The organism is Kitasatospora viridis (assembly GCF_007829815.1).
Classification (GTDB): domain Bacteria; phylum Actinomycetota; class Actinomycetes; order Streptomycetales; family Streptomycetaceae; genus Kitasatospora; species Kitasatospora viridis.
This window is the reverse complement of record NZ_VIWT01000001.1, coordinates 2,853,725-2,867,498: the sequence shown is the minus strand read 5'-3', so window position 1 is coordinate 2,867,498 and position 13,774 is coordinate 2,853,725. Positions and strand designations below refer to the sequence as shown.

The 13,774-nt window shown below is 68.5% G+C and carries 19 protein-coding genes and 1 pseudogene; 11 read left to right on the top strand and 9 right to left on the bottom strand.

All coding sequences use genetic code 11. The features are described 5' to 3' along the window. The first annotated feature begins 1 nt into the window (after window position 1). Both FHX73_RS12765 and FHX73_RS12760 read left to right on the top strand, forming a co-directional pair. The gene (locus FHX73_RS12765; RefSeq protein WP_145908239.1) at window positions 2-988 is read left to right on the top strand and encodes an alpha-ketoacid dehydrogenase subunit beta; all 987 of its coding nucleotides are present in this window, start codon (window positions 2-4) and stop codon (window positions 986-988) included. Window positions 989-993: 5 nt separating this feature from the next. After that, window positions 994-2,280 (top strand): dihydrolipoamide acetyltransferase family protein, encoded by a 1,287-nt coding sequence (locus tag FHX73_RS12760; RefSeq protein ID WP_145908240.1) that lies wholly within the window; start codon window positions 994-996, stop codon window positions 2,278-2,280. A gap of 28 nt (window positions 2,281-2,308) precedes the next feature. Here the strand turns inward: FHX73_RS12760 and FHX73_RS12755 are convergent, their stop codons facing one another. Together FHX73_RS12755 and FHX73_RS12750 are read right to left on the bottom strand one after the other, a co-directional pair. Further along, on the bottom strand, window positions 2,309-2,755 hold the full coding sequence (locus FHX73_RS12755) for an Lrp/AsnC family transcriptional regulator (protein ID WP_145905123.1): 447 nt from the start codon (window positions 2,753-2,755) through the stop codon (window positions 2,309-2,311). A 22-nt stretch (window positions 2,756-2,777) separates the two neighbouring features. Continuing rightward, the gene (locus tag FHX73_RS12750; RefSeq protein ID WP_246213492.1) at window positions 2,778-3,086 is read right to left on the bottom strand and encodes a DUF7677 family protein; all 309 of its coding nucleotides are present in this window, start codon (window positions 3,084-3,086) and stop codon (window positions 2,778-2,780) included. Between the two features lie 30 nt (window positions 3,087-3,116). Between FHX73_RS12750 and FHX73_RS47775 the strand changes: the two are divergent. Further along, a pseudogene (locus tag FHX73_RS47775) lies at window positions 3,117-3,284 on the top strand (ribbon-helix-helix domain-containing protein); the annotation flags it as partial. A 103-nt stretch (window positions 3,285-3,387) separates the two neighbouring features. Next, window positions 3,388-5,157, top strand: coding sequence for an ATP-binding protein (locus FHX73_RS12740; protein ID WP_145905120.1), 1,770 nt, complete (start codon window positions 3,388-3,390; stop codon window positions 5,155-5,157). Here FHX73_RS12740 and FHX73_RS47160 read toward each other — a convergent pair. The 4 genes from FHX73_RS47160 to FHX73_RS12725 are packed head-to-tail and all read right to left on the bottom strand — an operon-like array spanning window position 5,150 to window position 6,196. Continuing rightward, window positions 5,150-5,281 carry a hypothetical protein gene (locus tag FHX73_RS47160; RefSeq protein WP_281292677.1) on the bottom strand — a complete coding sequence of 44 codons (132 nt, stop codon included), beginning with the start codon at window positions 5,279-5,281 and terminating at the stop codon, window positions 5,150-5,152. The two genes, FHX73_RS12740 and FHX73_RS47160, sit on opposite strands and share 8 nt — an antisense overlap. A gap of 38 nt (window positions 5,282-5,319) precedes the next feature. After that, window positions 5,320-5,559: a hypothetical protein gene (locus FHX73_RS44615; protein ID WP_170304902.1), complete on the bottom strand. Its 240-nt coding sequence runs from the start codon at window positions 5,557-5,559 to the stop codon at window positions 5,320-5,322. Next, a complete protein-coding gene (locus tag FHX73_RS12730; protein WP_145905119.1) occupies window positions 5,547-5,789 on the bottom strand; it encodes a hypothetical protein in 243 nt (80 codons plus the stop codon). Before FHX73_RS12730 ends, FHX73_RS44615 begins: the two co-directional genes overlap by 13 nt. Then, window positions 5,786-6,196: an ATP-binding protein gene (locus FHX73_RS12725; RefSeq protein WP_170304901.1), complete on the bottom strand. Its 411-nt coding sequence runs from the start codon at window positions 6,194-6,196 to the stop codon at window positions 5,786-5,788. Before FHX73_RS12725 ends, FHX73_RS12730 begins: the two co-directional genes overlap by 4 nt. A 242-nt stretch (window positions 6,197-6,438) precedes the next feature. Here FHX73_RS12725 and FHX73_RS12720 point away from each other — a divergent pair, with 242 nt between their 5' ends. From FHX73_RS12720 to FHX73_RS12695, 7 genes are all read left to right on the top strand, one after another. Next, window positions 6,439-7,365 carry a Scr1 family TA system antitoxin-like transcriptional regulator gene (locus FHX73_RS12720; RefSeq protein ID WP_145905117.1) on the top strand — a complete coding sequence of 309 codons (927 nt, stop codon included), beginning with the start codon at window positions 6,439-6,441 and terminating at the stop codon, window positions 7,363-7,365. Continuing rightward, window positions 7,358-7,564 carry a DUF397 domain-containing protein gene (locus tag FHX73_RS12715; protein ID WP_145905116.1) on the top strand — a complete coding sequence of 69 codons (207 nt, stop codon included), beginning with the start codon at window positions 7,358-7,360 and terminating at the stop codon, window positions 7,562-7,564. The genes FHX73_RS12720 and FHX73_RS12715 overlap by 8 nt, the downstream gene beginning before the upstream one ends. A 172-nt stretch (window positions 7,565-7,736) precedes the next feature. Then, window positions 7,737-8,000, top strand: a complete 264-nt coding sequence (locus FHX73_RS12710) for a hypothetical protein (RefSeq protein WP_145905115.1) — start codon at window positions 7,737-7,739, stop codon at window positions 7,998-8,000. Further along, window positions 7,972-8,499 carry a DUF6879 family protein gene (locus tag FHX73_RS12705; RefSeq protein WP_145905114.1) on the top strand — a complete coding sequence of 176 codons (528 nt, stop codon included), beginning with the start codon at window positions 7,972-7,974 and terminating at the stop codon, window positions 8,497-8,499. The genes FHX73_RS12710 and FHX73_RS12705 overlap by 29 nt, the downstream gene beginning before the upstream one ends. 21 nt (window positions 8,500-8,520) lie before the next feature. Next, entirely contained in the window at window positions 8,521-9,369 is an 849-nt protein-coding gene (locus FHX73_RS12700; protein WP_145905113.1) for a helix-turn-helix domain-containing protein, read from the top strand. Between the two features lie 138 nt (window positions 9,370-9,507). Further along, window positions 9,508-9,636: a hypothetical protein gene (locus tag FHX73_RS47155; protein WP_281292675.1), complete on the top strand. Its 129-nt coding sequence runs from the start codon at window positions 9,508-9,510 to the stop codon at window positions 9,634-9,636. 15 nt (window positions 9,637-9,651) lie between these two features. Beyond that, the gene (locus tag FHX73_RS12695; RefSeq protein WP_145905112.1) at window positions 9,652-10,797 is read left to right on the top strand and encodes a methyltransferase domain-containing protein; all 1,146 of its coding nucleotides are present in this window, start codon (window positions 9,652-9,654) and stop codon (window positions 10,795-10,797) included. Between the two features lie 55 nt (window positions 10,798-10,852). Here the strand turns inward: FHX73_RS12695 and FHX73_RS12690 are convergent, their stop codons facing one another. The 3 genes from FHX73_RS12690 to FHX73_RS12680 all read right to left on the bottom strand — a co-directional run bounded on the left by FHX73_RS12690 (window position 10,853) and on the right by FHX73_RS12680 (window position 13,654). Further along, complete coding sequence (locus FHX73_RS12690) at window positions 10,853-11,380, bottom strand: DUF6879 family protein (protein ID WP_145905111.1); 528 nt, start codon at window positions 11,378-11,380, stop codon at window positions 10,853-10,855. Between the two features lie 168 nt (window positions 11,381-11,548). Beyond that, the gene (locus FHX73_RS12685) at window positions 11,549-12,676 is read right to left on the bottom strand and encodes an erythromycin esterase family protein (RefSeq protein WP_246213491.1); all 1,128 of its coding nucleotides are present in this window, start codon (window positions 12,674-12,676) and stop codon (window positions 11,549-11,551) included. A gap of 45 nt (window positions 12,677-12,721) precedes the next feature. Continuing rightward, on the bottom strand, window positions 12,722-13,654 hold the full coding sequence (locus tag FHX73_RS12680; protein WP_145908238.1) for an NADP-dependent oxidoreductase: 933 nt from the start codon (window positions 13,652-13,654) through the stop codon (window positions 12,722-12,724). Window positions 13,655-13,774 lie beyond the last annotated feature (120 nt).

Here is a 13,774-nt window from a genome sequence, read left to right as displayed (position 1 = left end):
GATGACCCCCACCCGCACCGCGAGCATGGCGCAGGCCCTCAACTCGGCGCTGCGCGACGCGATGCGCGAGGACCGCTCGGTCCACCTGCTCGGCGAGGACGTCGGCAAGCTCGGCGGCGTCTTCCGGATCACCGACGGGCTGGCCGCCGAGTTCGGCGCCGACCGCTGCCTGGACACCCCGCTGGCCGAGGCCGGCATCCTGGGCACCGCGATCGGCATGGCGATGTACGGCCTGCGCCCGGTGGTGGAGATGCAGTTCGACGCCTTCGCCTACCCGGCGATGGAGCAACTGGTCTCGCACCTGGCCAAGATGCGCAACCGCACCGCCGGCAAGCTGCCGCTGCCGATCACCGTGCGGATCCCGTACGGCGGCGGGATCGGCGGCGTCGAGCACCACAGCGACTCCTCCGAGGCCTACTACGCGAGCACCCCCGGCCTGCACGTGGTCACCCCGGCCACCGTGCAGGACGCCTACGGGCTGCTGCGCTCCTCGATCGCCTCCGACGATCCGGTCGTCTTCCTGGAGCCCAAGCGGCTCTACTGGTCCAAGGCCGAGCTGGACCAGGCCGCCGGCAGCGAGCCGATCGGCCGCGCGGTGCTGCGCCGCCAGGGCCGCTCGGCGGTGCTGATCACCTACGGCCCCTCGCTGCCGGTCTGCCTGGAGGCGGCCGAGGCGGCCGCCGCCGAGGGCTGGGACCTGGCGGTGCTGGACCTGCGCACCCTGGTGCCGTTCGACGACGCCACGGTGGCCCAGGTGGTCCGCTCGGTCGGCCGCGCCGTGGTGGTGCACGAGGCCACCGGCTTCGGCGGGGTCGGCGCGGAGATCGCCGCTCGCGTCACGGAGCGGTGCTTCCACCACCTGGCCGCCCCCGTGCTGCGGGTGACCGGCTTCGACATCCCGTTCCCGCCGCCGATGCTGGAGCACCACCACCTGCCCGGGGTGGACCGCATCCTGGACGCGGTCGCCAAGCTCCAGTGGGAGGCGTGAGCGTGATGCCGATCGTGCGCGAGTTCACCCTGCCCGACCTGGGCGAGGGGCTCACCGGGGCCGAGGTGGTGCGCTGGCTGGTCGAGGTCGGCGAGGTGATCGCCGTGGACCAGCCGGTGGTCGAGGTGGAGACCGCCAAGGCGATGGTGGAGGTGCCCTGCCCGTACGGCGGGGTGGTCACCGCGCGGTTCGGCGAGGTCGGCGAGGAGCGGCTGGTGGGCCAGCCGCTGGTCACCGTCGCCGTGGCGCCGGAGCCTGGCACCACGGTGCCGGACGCCGCGCCGGAGCGGCCGCTGGTCGGCTACGGGGTGGCCGAGGGCGGCAAGGGCGCCCGGCGGCGCCGGGTCGGCGTGCCCGTCCCGGTGGCCGAGGTGCACCCGGTGGCCGTGGTGACGCCCGCCGTGGTCGCCGTCATCTCGCCGCTGGTGCGGCGGCTGGCCCGGGACAACGGCGTCGAGCTGACCGGGCTGGCGGGTAGCGGGCCGGACGGGCTGATCGTGCGGGCCGATGTGGACCGGGCGATCTCGGCCCGCACGGCGGCGCCGATCTCGGGCCGGACGGCGGCGCCGGCCGTCGCCGATGGTTCTGCCGATGGTTCGATTCCGCTGCGCGGCCTGCGCCGCACGGTGGCCGAGAAGCTGACCCGCAGTCACCACGAGATCCCGGCCGCCACCTGCTGGGTCGACGCCGACGCGACCGAACTGCTGGCCGTGCGCGCCCAGATGAACCAGGACGCCCGCCTGCCCAAGGTGAGCCTGCTGGCGCTGCTGGCCCGGATCAGCGTCGCCGCGCTGGCCCGCTTCCCGGAGCTGAACGCCAGCGTCGACCTGGACGCGAGCGGCGCCCCGGTCGCGATCCGCCGCCACCAGGCGGTGCACCTCGGGTTCGCGGCGCAGAGCGACCGCGGCCTGGTGGTCCCGGTGGTGCGCGACGCGCACCTGCTGAGCACCGAGCAACTGGGCGCGGAGCTGGCCCGGTTGACCGAGGCCGCGCGCGCCGGGAAGCTCACCCCGGCGGAGCTGACGGGCGGCACGTTCACGCTGAACAACTACGGCGTGTTCGGGGTCGACGGGTCGACGCCGATCCTGAACCACCCCGAGGCGGCGATGCTCGGGGTCGGCCGGATCGTCGCGAAGCCGTGGGTGCACGAGGGGCAGCTGGCGGTGCGTCAGGTGACGCAGCTGTCGTTCACCTTCGACCACCGGGTCTGCGACGGCGGCACGTCGGGCGGCTTCCTGCGGTTCGTCGCGGACTGCCTGGAGCGGCCGGGGATGCTGCTGCGGCAGGTGTGAGGCACGTGAGTTGCGTGTCCCGGTCGGCTCAGGGCCGACCGGGGCCGCGGTAGGGCAGGGTCGGCCGGTAGACCACGCTGGTGGTGGTGCTGCCGAAGCCGGCCAGTTCGTCGACCAGGGTCTCCAGGTGCGCCATGGAGGTCGCGGCCACCTTGAGCGTGTAGCAGTCGTCGCCGGTCGTGCGCAGGCACTCCAGGATCTCGCGCCGCTCGGCGAGCAGCTGGTGCAGCGGCTGGTGGCGGCTGCCCGGGTACTTGAGCCGGACGACGGCGAGCACCGGGTAGCCGACCTTGGCCAGGTCCACGGAGGCGTGGTACCCCGTGATGACGCCCAGCGACTCCAGGTTCCGCACCCGCTCCGTGGTCGCCGACGGGCTGAGATTGACGCGCCGCCCCAACTCGCTGAGCGAGATCCGGGCCTCCTGCTGGAGCTGTTCGATGATGGCCCAGTCGGTCTCGTCGAGGTTCGCGGTCATGGCGCGACGGTACCGGGTGCTCTCACGGACCGTGGAGTTCCGTCTCCCAGGCCTGGAAGGGCGGTTCGATCCGGTAGGTCGGGTCGCAGCAGCGGCGGATCCACTGGGCGGCCCGGTACTGCGCGTCGCCCTCGTTCAGCACGTTGCCGTCGGGGTCCACTTCGAGCACGTTGGTGTAGATCGCGAAGACCTGCTCCAGCGACGAGCCGGAATGGAAGACGGTGGAGCGGTAGTCGAACCCGTCGAGCAGGTCGAGGTCGAGGGTGCCGTTCGCCAGGTAGAAGGCGAAGAGGCGGAGCGACGCGCGTACGTCGGCGGGGAGGTGTGCCACACCGGTCATCATGACCGGTGGTCAGGGCGCATGATGACCGGTGTGGCAACGAGGAAGTACAGCGTGACGCTGCCCGAGGAGCTGGCGGAGGAGATCCGTGCCGCGGTGGGGTCGGGTGGGTTCAGCCGGTACGTCGCACAGGCCATAGAGCGCCAGCGTGAGCACGACCACCTGGCTGACGTTTCGCCGTTGCTGCAGAGGGTCACTGTTGGTAACGGACTGGCATGTCCAGCTACAGACGACTACAGACGACTACAGATACACTCTGATGCTGTAGACGGGTGCCACTGGGGAGCTTCAGATGGATGTCGCCGAACTCCATGCCTTGCTGGATGAGCTTCGTCAGCTGGGTGGTGACCACAGCACCTGTGAGGTGAAGAAGGCGCAGGGTGGGCTGCCGCACACCCTGTGGGAGAGCATCAGTGCTCTGGCCAATGCACAGGGTGGCTGGATTGTCCTTGGCGTGGACGAGAAGAGCGACTTCCGGATTGTCGGGGTAAATGAGCCATCGGCCATGGAAGCTCAGCTCGGCGCAATTTGTTCTGAGCTTGAGCCGCCGGTGCGGACCGAGATCGTCACGGTCCGGATCGATGGTGTTGCGGTGGTCACGAGCTATATTCCGGCGGTGCCGCGGGAGCAGCGGCCGTGCCACAAAAGGAATCTGGGTCCTTATGCCGGGTCCAGGATTCGCGTGGCCGATGGAGACCGCAAGTTCACCGACTACGAGGTCTCGGTTCTGCTGTCGAATCGCAATGAGCCTCGGCACGATACATCGCCGGTGGCCGGCGCATTGCCCGATGACCTGAATGAAAACCTTGTTTCCGGATTTCTTCGTCGGATTCGTGACGTCAAGGGAGAGATCTTCAGGAGGGTTGACGACGAGCGTGCTCTGATGATGCTCAATGTGCTCACGCGCCATGAAGGGCGAGTGGTTCCCACTCTGGCGGGACTGCTGGTTTTCGCGGACTATCCACAGACCTTCGAGCCTCAGTTGGATGTCACTTTTGTTTCCTATCCTGCGGTAGAGGCCGGGATTCTAGGACCGGCTGGGGAACGATTTTCTGAGAACCGATCGATCGATGGTCCGATTCCGCTGATGGTCAGCGAATGTATTCGGGTCTTGAAGCGAAACATGAAGCGGCGGAGCATCGTCACCGGAATCTACCGAGTGGACGAGTGGGAGTACCCGGAAGAGGTGCTGAGAGAGGCGCTGGTCAACGCCCTGGTCCACCGCGACTACTCGGAGCACTCACGTGGCATGCAGGTTCAGGTCGAGATGTATCCGGATCGCCTGGTGATCACGAATCCTGGTGGTCTCTACGGTCCGGTCGAGATCAGTTCGCTCGGGACCAGCACGATCTCGTCATCAAGGAACAAGGCCTTGCTGAAGATCCTCGAAGACACTCCCTACGGTGACGGGCACATGGTTTGCGAGAACCGCGGAAGCGGAGTTGCCCGAATGCGCATCGCGTTGGCGACGGCGTGGATGGAGCAGCCGCGGTTCGTTGACGACATCGCCTCGTTCACGGCGGAGTTTCCGAACCATACGCTCTTGGATGAGGACTCCTTGTCCTGGCTTCAGGCGTTGGACGGTAATCCACTGACCCGATCGCAGATGGCTGCCCTGGTCATGATGCGAAGTGGTGCGGTGATGTCGAACAGCTCTTATCGATCTGTGACCGGGATTCAGGACAGTCGAACTGCCAGTCGGGAGCTCAAGGAGCTGGTCGATCGCAATATTCTTGTCCAGCTCGGAACCCGTGGCGGTGCAACGTATCGGCTGAAATCGCTGACAGCGGATTCTCCAGTCGTGGCCGAGCTGGATCTCGTCAGCGAGATGAGTGCATCCGAGGAATCGGAAGCAATCGACGACCTACCGATCTCCGAAACCCAGCGGATGGTGCTGGAGGCCATCGGCGAGGCCGATGTCTCTCGCGCTGAGATCGAGCAACTGACGGGCCTGGCGCAGCATCAGGTGATCAGCGCCTTGCAGGCGCTTCGGGCCAGGGGCCGGGTCGCGATGTTGGGTAAGCCCAGGTCAAAGCTGGCCCGGTGGCGCGGCCTCAGGTGATGTCGGGCAGGGCACCTGAGCGGCTGGTGGGCAGGTCTGTGGCAACCAGCCGGCCGGGTTCGGTGAAGCGGGCCTGCTCATGCTGTCGGACAAGGAGGAAGGTGCCGGCAAGGGTGGTGGTCATGTGGGTGTCCTCGGTGCTGGCGATGAGGGGCGATCGGTTCAGCGGTGGATGCCGATGAGGCGGTGGCCGAGGTGGTTGGCGAGGTCGTGGAGGAGGTCCTCGGCCTGGCGGTGGGTCAGGGCGAGGGTGAGGTGGTCGCCGGGGGCGAGGTTGATGTCGAGGTCGACGGCGGCGCGGAGTTGGAGGGCGGCGTCGGGGACGGTTTCGACGTCGAGGTGGGCGACGGTGGTGCGTTCGGTGTGCACCTGTCGGCCGGTCAGGGGGATCAGGACTCCCACGGGCTCGCCTCCTCGATGAGGGTGAGGAGGTTGAGGAGCGTGGAGACCGGGGCGTTGCCGAAGTTGATCAGGGTGTGGCCGTTGACGGTGCCGTTGGTGCGGGCGGATCCCCAGAGCAGGCCCAAGGCCTGGCCGCGCTGGTGGAGTTGGGTGATGAGGTCGGTGAGTTGGGTGTCGGTGTAGTCGCGGGTGGTGGGGTCGCTGGGGGTGATGGGCTCGCGGGGGCTCATGCGACGGCGTCCAGTTCGAACCAGACCCGTTTGCCTCCGCGCTTGTGGGGGTCGGCGCCGAAGCGGTGGGTGAGGGAGCGGACGAGGTGGAGTCCGCGTCCGGAGGGCTCGTAGGGGTCGGTGGGGGTGGTGGTGCGGTGGTCGGGGAGGGCGGGGCTGTCGTCGGCGACGGAGACGCGCAGGGTGCGGTAGGCGTGGCTGGCGAGGAGCACGACGACGACGGTGGGCGCGGGGCTGCCGCCGTGCTTCCAGGCGTTGACGAAGAGCTCGTGGAGGGCGAGTTCGGCGTCGGCGATGAGGTCGGAGTGCCAGCCGGCGGCGGTGAGGAGGTCGCGCAGCTCGTGGCGGGCGGCGGACCAGTCGGGGGGTTGGGGGCGCGTGGGCATGGTGGGGCAGGAGGTGGGCATGGGTGCTCCCTGGAGGGGGTGAAGGGTGGTGAGGTGGTGATCGGCGGATGCGTCGCCGTGAGCCAGGCCAGGACGGGACTGGTTGGGGTCGCGTGTGGCTGCTTCTGCGGTGCGAGGGCAGCAGGCGCCTACTGCCCTGTTGACAGGCGTTACTGACGATCCGTCGGATCGGTACATGAACGACCATAGCGCAGGCTCGGTTAAATTTACCCGCGTTGGCGGAAGGTTCCCCCGCCAGAGTGATGGCTGGCCCGCGAGGCGGCTCGCGCGGCACACTGATCCGACGAGATGGAGAGGACGCCATGGCAAGTCGCACCAACCCAACGCTCCGTCAGCGACGCGTGGGGGTTGAGCTGCGGAGAATGCGGGAGCAGGCCGGCATTGGAGGCAGTCAGCTCGCGCGCCTGCTCGGCGTCACCCCTGCGCACATCACGCAGTTGGAGAGCGGCAAGACCACGGTGAGCGTGGAACGCCTGTACACCATCGCTGGGATGTGCCTGTGCACCAATGAGCCGCTGCTCGAAGCACTCGCCGACATCATCGCGGATGGGGGTAAAGGCGGCTGGTGGGAGGAGTATCGGGGCGAACTCCCGATTGACTTCCTCGAAGTAGCGGAACTCGAAGGCCATGCGAAGGAGATCGTCGCGTTCAACATGGCCTATATCCCAGGGCCGCTCCAGACTCGTTCGTACGCCAGGGCCTTGTTCGCGGAAGGCCTCGTCCCTCTCCGGGGCCAGGAGATCGACCTCAGGGTCTCCTTTCGTCTGCGCAGGCAAAGGGAGATTCGCGCCGTCGGGACGCCGTACCTGGCGCTGGTGTACGAAGCCGCGCTGCACGGCCATTACGGCGGCCGTGAGGTGCTCATCGAGCAGCTCGCCTCCCTCATCGAGAGTTCGGAGGACCCCGGTATCTCGATCAGGATCGTTCCCTTCGAGGCGGTCGCCTTTCCGGTCCCGAGCGAAGATCTCATCCACCTGGTAGGCGTTGTGCCGGAGCTGGATACGGTCCAGGTCGATGCCTCGTACGGTGTGCACATCCTTGATCAACCCGCGCGGCTCGCACGCTACCGTGTGACTCTGAAGCGTATTGAATCTGTTGCCCTCTCAGAAGATGACTCACGGGGCTTCATTAAGTCGACCATGAAAGAGGTTGAACGCAAACATGGCTAGCTCGTCGTGGCAGAGGTCCAGCTACACCGGCAGTAGCAACGACTGCGTCGAGGTCCGCACCACAGACGACGGCATGGTGGAGCTCCGCGAGTCCGACGATGGCGAGGTCATCGTCCGCACTACCCCGATCAAGTTCGCCAAGTTCCTCCAGGGCGTCAAGGACGGCGAGTTCGACCACTTCGCCGACCCTGCCAGCTGACCGATGGCGGCGGCCCCTCGCTCGCAACGTGCCCGAGCAAGGGGCCGCCGCCTCCGTTTGGTGCCCGAAGCTGGGGCTTCTCGGCAACCAAGGGGAGTGGGTGTTTGACGCTCCGTAACCTGTGGGAACGGTGTCACAGGAAGCGGCAGTTCGCTTGAACAAGGAGGGGACCATGGATCTGGAGTTCGTCGGGATCGACCCCGAAACCGAGCACGAGGGCTCTCCCACCGTGTGGCTTCGTCGGGAGGTGGAGGAGATCGTGGTCCAGGGTCTGAAGGCCGATGGGGAGTTGGAGTCGACCGTCGCCTCTCAGAGCTGGTCCCCGGGCCACGCTGTCGGTATCCCTGACCACGAAGCCGTCGTCCGGATCCCCTTCCGAATGATCCCGATCCTGCGAAAGGCGTGCGATGACGCAGAGCGTCCCGACGTTCGCTGAGTTGTTGGCCACCGCCCGGCACAGTGCGGTGCACCTGGAGATGCGCGACACCTACCACGGCCAGGACAGCGGCGGGTTCGCCGAGTACCTGCGCAGTGGCTACGCCAACACCGACATCGCCTCGGCGCACTGGACCCGGTGGGGTGACATGGTGGCGGAGGCGGCCGGACGCGGTGTCGCGCTCCGCCGAGCTCGGATCGTCTCGCAACCGGTCACCGACTACATCCGGTACGAGCACGCTCTGACCCAGGCCAACGTCGCTCTTGGTGAGCAGGTCCGGTGGCTGCCCCGCCGCCTCGCCTCCGATCTCGCACTGCCGGGAAACGACTACTGGCTCTTCGACGACGAGCGCGTCCTGTTCAACCACTTCACGGGCGACGGCGCGTGGGCCGATCCCCGCCTCACCCATGTCGATGACCCCGCCGTGGTGAAGCTCTGCGCCGACGCGTTCGAAGCCGTCTGGGACCGCGCCGTCGATCACGCCGACTTCACCGTCTGACCCTGACCTCGCAGCTGGCCGATGCCCAACTCCCCGTCCTCCAGTGCCCAAGCCGCACGGCATGCCGTGGCCGCACGCCTGCGCGAGTTGATGCTGGACGCCGGACTCACCGGGCAAGAGTTGGCTGCTCGATGCGGGTGGCACGAATCCAAGACCTCCCGCATCCTCAACGCCAGGAAGGTCCCCTCCGAGGGCGACATCCGCGCGTGGTGCCACGCCTGTGGCGCTGATGACCACGTCCCTGACCTGATCGCCACGGTCCGAGCCGTCGAGTCCATGTACATGGAATGGAGACGGAAGCACCAGCGCGGCCTGCGCCGCACCCAGGAGCAGGCGATCGGCGAGTACGAGAAGACCGTGCTGGCCCGCGTCTACGTCTCCAACGTCATGCCCGGCTTCTTCCAAACCGCCCCCTACGCCACCGCTTTGCTCCGCTCGATCCGCCGGTTCAAGGACTACGACGACGACGTGACCGAGGCCGTCGCCGCCCGTGTCGCCCGGGGCCGCTTCCTCCACGAGGGCAACCACCGGTTCGTCGTGCTGATGGAGGAAGCCGTCCTCCGACACCGGATCGGCGATGCCGAGGTGATGACCGGTCAGCTTCGCCACTTGCTTGCGGTGATGCCGCTGCCTTCGGTGTCGCTCGGCATCATTCCGTTCGGAGCGGAGCGTGCCGTCTGGCCACTGGAGGCCTTCTACCTGCACGACAACGTCAGTTGCACCGTCGAGACGCTCACCGCCGGCATCAGCATCACCCAGCCCCGCGAGCTGGCCGACTACGCGAAGGCGTTCACCGAGTTGTCCACGATGGCTGTGCACGGCAACGCCGCTCGCCGGCTGATAGCCGCTGCCATCGCTGCTCTCGCCTGAGAAGCGCAAGAACTCGCAAGTGCTTTGAGTAGTCGAGCGGTTACTCCCTACGCTCATTGAGGAGCCCTTGTCGAGGCGAACCTCTGTGGGCTCGGCAATCACCGTGGGGAGTCATCCCCCCAATGTGAGGAGACCCGGATGGGCAAGCACGGCGACGGTCAGGGTGGACAGCAGGGCGACCAGAACCCGTCCCCGCAGGAGCAGGACGGCCAGTGGACCAGGCCCATTCCCGGGCCCGAGACCGACCCGGCCCCGAACAAGAAGTGAGCGGGCCATCAACTCATGGACACCTACGCACGGTTGCTCGATGAGCTGAGCACGTCGGGTGCACTGGGCGAGGAGTGGCGGGGCGCGTTCGAGCGCGCCCCGCGCTCTGCCTTCATCCCGGACAGGGTGTGGATCCAGGCGAAGAGCAGCCCCAACGGGTTCGTCCGGCTGGACCGGGCCGTTGACCCGGAGCGGTGGGAGGGCCTGGCCGACTCCGACGCGGTGGTGGTCACCCAGCTCGACGACGGCTTCGAGGAGGGGCCCGGGGTGGCGACCTCCTCCGCTTCTCTGCCGTCCCTGGTGGCGATGATGCTCGGTCGGCTCGGCTTGTCCGGAGGAGACCGGGTGCTGGACATCGGTACCGGTACGGGCTGGACGGCCGGCCTGCTGGCCGCTCGGCTCGGTGGGGACCGGGTGACCACGGTGGAGGTGGATCCGGAGCTGGCGGCGCAGGCCGAGGCCGCGTTGAGGGCGCAGGGGCTCTCTCCCACGGTGGTGGTGGCCGACGGCCTGGCCGGATGGGAGGCGTCGGCCCCGTATGACGCCATCCATTCCACGGCTGCCGTCCAGCGGGTTCCGGCCGAGTGGGTGGCGCAGACCCGGCCTGGTGGAGTGATCGTGACTCCTTGGGGCACCACGTACGCCAACGCCGGGCTGTTGCGGTTGGTGGTCGGCGAGCCGGGTGAAGCGGCGCACGGACGGTTCGTGGAGAACGCCAGCTTCATGTGGATGCGGGCGCAGCGCCCGCACGCGGTCACCCGCCCGGAGGCCGGGCCGGAACACCGGGGGCCGGCACGGCTGGATCCTGACCTCGCGATCGAGAACGTGCACGCCGCGTTCGGAATCGGCCTGCGGATCAGCGGAGTTCGGTACGCCCACACGTGGGAGCCGGAGGACCCCGCAGGGACCGCCCGGATGCAGCTCTCGGACGGCGCCGGTTCCTGGGCATCCATCAGGTACGTCCGGTGGGAGGAGGCGGACGCAGTGCACCAGCTCGGCCCTCGGCGGCTTTGGGACGAAGTCGAGTCGGCCCGCCTGTGGTGGGAGGAGCGGGGCAAGCCCGAACTGACCCGCTTCGGCCTGACCGTGCACCCGGAGGGCCGCCAGGTCGTGTGGCTGGACGATCCGCGACATTCGGTGTCCGGATCTCGACTGACGTAGGGCGGCTACCAGCACGGCTCGGACCAGGTCGCCTTGCGCGGCCTGATCCGAGCCGTCAGCGAGATCCTCGGCTCAGGTACTGGTCGAAGGGGACAGCATGGGCGAGGCAGATGTCACGCCAGTGCTGGTAGTCGGAGATGCTCGGGCCCTCGGCCAGTTCTCGGTTGACCTGCGTTCCGTCCGGTCGGAAGTTGAGGTGCACGATGCGCGAGTCATCGAACATCCACCAGTCCTGACCGGTCAGCGGTAGCCCGTAGTCCTCGTTGGTGACGTCGAGAACACGAATGTCCTCGGCAGCCTCGATGTTGCCCGGGATTCCCCAGGCGAACTGGTAGCGCTGATAGTCCGTCAGTGGTCGACGAACGACCCTGACACGTCCGATTTGCTTCCCTGCCGCCACGTACGACTTCACCCGTTGGTGCCAGCGAGTGTTGTGGCCGTCCGGTCTGGCGCCACCTCGGAGGAATCCGGCGAGGCTCTCAGCCTCCTTCGGCATGGTGTAGGTGGGTTGGGCCTCGAAGCGCCAGGCGTCACGCTCGAACGAGTCGAACACCTCCCGCCATGACTCACCGTCCAAGAGCACGGACAGCCTCCCTCGTCAGACGGCGTACTGCCTGTCCGAGCAGGTCAGCGAAGCTGGGCGGGTTCGACGACATCGCACGTCTCCGTGATCACGGGCACCGTTCGGGCCGGGACATTCATGGGGCCAGGACGTCACCGGACTTGAGTACATGAAGAACCGTTGGCCGGCTCACGGCAGCCAGTGCACCGGGGAGACCTCACCGATGTGGACGAAGACGTCGAAGGCTTCGGCCAGGGAGGCGACCGACACGTACTCGGCGGCGTCGCGCTCAGGGGTGTAGACGCCGCTGATCACGCGGGCCTTCGCCGGGCCGTCCCATTGGCGGCGCACGTCCTCCTGGCGCAGGTCCAGCCAGCGGGCCGGGAGGTCGGCGGCGCCGATCTTTGCGTCGACCAGGTCTGGGGCGGGGGCCGGGACCACGGCGGCACCGAGGTTGCCGTGGTGGAAGCCGATGGCCGCCGAGACGTAACGCTCGCCGTAGTGCTCGCGCAGCAGGCTGCCGACCGTGGGGCGGGAACCGCGCTCCGGGGCCAGGCCCAGCACCGTTTCGGCTGCCGAGGTGTGGGCGATGCCGTCCCAGTAGACGGTGCGGCCGTGCGACTCGGTGATGGCGTCGGCCCACAGCGCGGCCTCGCCCGCGTAGTCGCCCCGGCCGGCGACGCTGTGCTCGTGGAACCGCACGATCAGGCGCATTCGGGCGGCCGCCTCGGGAATGGATTCGACCAGTGCGAGGGCGTCGCGGGCGTGGTCGGCGAACGGGCGGCCGGGGTGGACCCCGCGCGCCCGCTGCACGTGCTCCTCGGTCTGGTGGGCGGTGCGGATGGGGTCCAGGTGGGCCGCCAACTCCGCGAGCCGGTCCGGTGCCGACGCGCGCACGTGTGCCAGCACGGCGTCGTAGTCGGCGGGCGTCGCCTGGACCGGCTTCACGCCGAGGATGCGGACCGGGTCGTCCCGGTGGTCCTGGTTGAACGCCCGGATCCACTCCAGCGCGGCCGCCATCTCGGCGGTGCGCCAAGGCTTCCAGGCGTCGGCCAGCGCTGACGCGGCCGAGCCCGGGCCGCCGGCCGCGTACGCGTCGAGGGCCTCGCCGGTGCCCGCGCCGTCCTGGACGGCGAGGGTGCGGAAGCCGTGGTCCCGGACCAGCCGGCGGAACAGCTGGTCCCGCAGCTCGAAGGTCTCCCGGGCGAAGCGGGTGGACTCCCCGATGCCGACCACCGTCGCGCCGGAGGCGAGGCGGCCGGCGATCTCGTCCAGGGGGAGGCCGGGTTCGCGCTCGATTGTGCTCTCGGTTGACATGCCATCAAGTCTCATAGCTGAAGCCGACTTGAGGTCAAGCCCTGCTCACTCGACCGTCAGCACCACCTTCCCCGCCACCCGCCCCGTGTCGCCCAGGGCGTGCCCCTTCGCGGCCTCGGCCAGTGGGAAGGTCGCCTCGACAATCGGGCGCAGCTTCCCCGACTCGACCAGCTCGCGGATCGCCAGCATGCCCGCCTGGTCGGCCTCGACCAGGATCGGGTGGAGCTCGACGCCCAGTGCGGCGGCGCGGTCGGGCAGGTCGGCCGGGAGGGAGGTGAGGGCGATCGAGACCAGGCGGCCGCCGGGCTTGAGCACCTGGAGCGAGCGCTCGGCGGTGTCGCCGCCGATGGTGTCGAGCACGACGTCGACCGGGGCGATGGTGGTGAAGTCGGTGGTGCGGTAGTCCACCGCCTCGTCCACGCCGAGGTCGCGCAGCAGGTCGTGCTTGGGGGCGCTGGCCGTGCCGACCACTTCTGCGCCACGGGACTTGGCGATCTGCACGGCCAGGTGGCCCACGCCGCCGGCCGCCGCGTGCACCAGGATGCGCTCGCCGGGCTGGAGGTCGGCCGTGTCGACCAGGGCCTGCCAGGCCGTCAGGGCGGCGAGCGGGAGGGCGCCCGCCTGTACGTGGTCGATGGTGGCCGGCTTGCCGACCACCGCGCGGGCCGGGGCGACCGCGTACTCGGCGAAGGAGCCCACGCCGTGCGGGTAGGGGAGCATGCCGAACACCTCGTCGCCCACCCGGTGGATGGTGACGCCGAGGCCGACCGCCTCGACCGTGCCGGAGACGTCCCAGCCGAGCACCAGCGGCAGCCGGTCGATCATGCCGGGGCGCTGGCGGTGCTTCCAGTCCGTCGGGTTCATCCCGGCGGCGCGGACCCGGATCAGCACCTCCGAGGGGCCGGGCTGCGGGCGGGTGGTCCGCACCTGGTGCAGCACCTCCGGGCCGCCGTAGGCGTCCTGGCTGATCGCGGTCATCGTTGCTGAGTCGGTCGTCGCTGAGTCGGTCGTCGTCGAGTCGGTCGTCGTCATGGGATCCAGCATCCGATTCCGTGAGCTGGGAAGTCAGTGGCCCGGAGGTCATGATGTGCAAGAATC